Origin of the sequence: Solihabitans fulvus, from assembly GCF_008386585.1 — a bacterium.
Lineage (GTDB): Bacteria > Actinomycetota > Actinomycetes > Mycobacteriales > Pseudonocardiaceae > Solihabitans > Solihabitans fulvus.
Map to the genome: position 1 here is coordinate 1 of NZ_VUOB01000211.1, position 2,831 is coordinate 2,831.

Here is a 2,831-nt window from a genome sequence, read left to right on the forward strand (position 1 = left end):
GACGGTGACGACGAAGGAGGACGTGATGGACACGCACGACACGGCGGTGCTCGACCCGCGCCGCGCGGTGGCCGAGGCGACCCGGTACTCGGGCAGCGTGCTCTACACCGCGACGGTGCTCGACCGCGCGGCCGCGTTGCTGGCTGACGTCTGGGCCGCTGGCGAGCGTCACGGAGTGCGTCCGGACGGATGGGACGTGGCCTTCCGCTGCCTGGAGGCGATCACCCCGACCTGGCGCACCGGCATCCCGCAGACCGTGCGGGATGCCCAGTCGCTGCTGGAGGTGCTGGTCGAGGAGTTCGCCGCGCTCGGCGTCACCGCGACCCTCGACGCCGGGCAGGGCTTGGTGCTGATCCCGCGCGGGCCGAGCACCCCCACGTGGGGCTATGACCGGGACTATGAGCAGCCGCCGCAGTTGGCGGTCACCGTGGCAATCGGCGACTTGGACGGCGGCTGGGACCTCGCCCTGAACCTGAAGCGCAGCGTCATGGTCGGCATCGCCGCGCCGTGCGACCGGGCCGGCGCGGCCGCGGTGGCCCAGTTGGTGATCGAGTGCAACGCGGGCCGGCGCGGCAACCCGTTCCGCAGGGCGTGAACGCCATGGCCGACGACGAGAACACCGCCGAGAACGCCCGGCCGTTCACGGCCTACACAGCCGCCGACCACGCCCGCATCGCGATGGCCGAGGCGGCCTGGTCGGCGCTGGAGTCCGCGTTCCGGGCGATCGTGCCCGAGGCCCACCGCACGGACGGGGCCGAGCCGGCGCTGCTGATCGAGGCCGCGTCGTGGGTTCAGGCTCGTGCGGAGGGCCTGCTGTGCGCCGCGGTGATCGCCAGCCATGAACGGGGCCTGAGCTGGAGCCAGATCGGGCAGTCGCTCGGGGTGAGCAAGCAGGCCGCGCACGAGCGGTTCGCCCCCAAGGTCACTGCCTTCCGCCAGCAGCTCGCCGCGCACCTGGCTGCGCTGGCCGACGATCCAGACGCCAAGCCGGACAAGCCCGAGGGATTCGCTTACGGCTGGGGGTTGGTGCCCGACACCGCGTGGTACGCGCCGCAACTCGACGCCTGGCGGTCCGAGCTGGGACAGCTTCCCGGTGCGTTCACCTCAGCCGGGAGACCGGGCGAGCTGCTGGCCTGCCTGTCCGACCCGGACACTGCGGTGACCAGGCTGAACGGCACCACCGCGCGCCCAGTCGACGCGACGGTGCCACGGTGCCCGTTCACCGCGGAGGCGGACTGGCATGAGGATTCCGAGCCCGGCGAGTACCTGACCTGCACCCTGTCCGACGGGCACCCCGGCCGCCACCAGCTCGCCGTCGCCAACAGCTACGACTGACCACCAACCGGACCACCCCGTCACGCAGGCGACTTCGATCCCAGGCACCGGCGCTGGCCTGGCCTGCGTCCTGAGGCGGCATTTCTGCGGGCCGACTCTCGTAGAGGGCTCGACACCATCACGATGGCGAGTCGCCGTTCGACTGCCCGGTACCGGGCAGGTCTCATCGACGACGCGCTCGCGAGGGCTGACCAGCCCGCAGCAACTGCACCACGCGGCGGGCGTCCGCCCGGCGGCGCGGGTCTCTGGCGAAGACCGCGACGGTGACCGCGAGCAGCAGCGGCGCGGAGGTGATCATCGAGATCGCGACGACGGTGGTCAGCACCGCAGCGTCACGACAGCTCGGCGCAGGCCGATAGGAGCCGGACTAGTCGGAAGTTGATCTCGTGATGCGCGTGGACGCCGCACACCGCCCGAAGGGGGCTGGTCGGCGCACAGGGGTGGCGCGTAGATGGTGGTAGGAACGATTCTCGCCCTAGGGTCACTGCTGTTCTTCCTTCGCCGCAACGACAGGCGCGTCTTGGAGCCGTGAGGCCGGGCTGGCTGATACCCGACTCCAGGACGCGATGATGGTGCCGCAGGAGCGAGGAGCATCGCGGTGGCGACCGCATTGATCACCACCGGCACGGGACTCGCCCGGGTGTGCGTCCGGGCGGGCCCCGTCGACGGGGCGGTTCCCTTTGCCCGGGAACCGCCCCGAGTCGCATGTCCACACGCCTGCGATCTGCGGCGAACACTAGGGCGCAACCCGAGGCCACAGACCAGGATCGCGCCGTCATAGCGCCGATCGGTCTCGTTGCGTCGGCGAAATGAAACTTGGACGTGGACACCGTGGAAGGACGGCGTTCTGGCGACGTCCACTCGACGTGCAATAGCCCCCAGTCAACGTATGCCCGCATTCACCCCGACGGCGAGGTCGACAGTCGAACCGGCGCGCTGTGGCCGCGCGCAGGCGTGGGAGTCCGGCCGGGAGTCGGTGTGCCTGTGGTGTCGGCCGCAGCGTTGACGCCAGTGCCACCATGAGGATATGGCTGGCGAACCGGGGCTGGTCGACACCGCGACCGCGCGGCGGCTGACCGTCGAGTTGGGCGCGGCGATCCACGGCGTGCGCCGGGCTGTCGAAGTTCTGGCCGCGCGGGTCCATGCCGCCCACCAAGCGAAGGTCTGGACGACGCTGGGCTACTCGTCGTGGGCCGACTACGCGCGCGCCGAGTTCGGCATCGGCCGCAGTCATGCCTACCGGTTGCTGGGCATCGCGGCCACCGTGCACACGTTGAGCACCGCCGTCGGTGCCCTGGCGGCGCTGTCCCCCACGGGGGACAGCGGGGACGGCATCGAGGTGTTCGGGCTGTCGGGCCGCGCGCTGCGCGACATCGCCAGCCGCGTCGACCAGGTCGTCGAGCACGTCACCGCACGAGTGAACGCGGCGGCCGCCGCCGCTGGCGGGTGGGGGCCGGGCCAGACGGTGCGCGGGAGCGGGCGGGGGGGCGTCGGCC

4 protein-coding genes are annotated in these 2,831 nt (G+C 71.7%); 3 read left to right on the forward strand and 1 reads right to left on the reverse strand.

Translation table 11 applies throughout. The features are described from left to right. Both F0L68_RS41345 and F0L68_RS41350 read left to right on the forward strand, forming a co-directional pair. A partial coding sequence (locus tag F0L68_RS41345; RefSeq protein WP_223199620.1) for a hypothetical protein occupies positions 1-595 on the forward strand: 595 nt, incomplete at its 5' end. 5 nt (positions 596-600) lie between these two features. Then, positions 601-1,335 carry a hypothetical protein gene (locus F0L68_RS41350; protein WP_149855371.1) on the forward strand — a complete coding sequence of 245 codons (735 nt, stop codon included), beginning with the start codon at positions 601-603 and terminating at the stop codon, positions 1,333-1,335. Between the two features lie 163 nt (positions 1,336-1,498). On the opposite strand, the gene F0L68_RS43085 is transcribed toward F0L68_RS41350, so the two are convergent. After that, positions 1,499-1,660: a hypothetical protein gene (locus F0L68_RS43085; protein WP_188317128.1), complete on the reverse strand. Its 162-nt coding sequence runs from the start codon at positions 1,658-1,660 to the stop codon at positions 1,499-1,501. A 702-nt stretch (positions 1,661-2,362) separates the two neighbouring features. Between F0L68_RS43085 and F0L68_RS41355 the strand changes: the two genes are divergently transcribed. Next, a partial coding sequence (locus F0L68_RS41355; RefSeq protein WP_223199621.1) for a hypothetical protein occupies positions 2,363-2,831 on the forward strand: 469 nt, incomplete at its 3' end.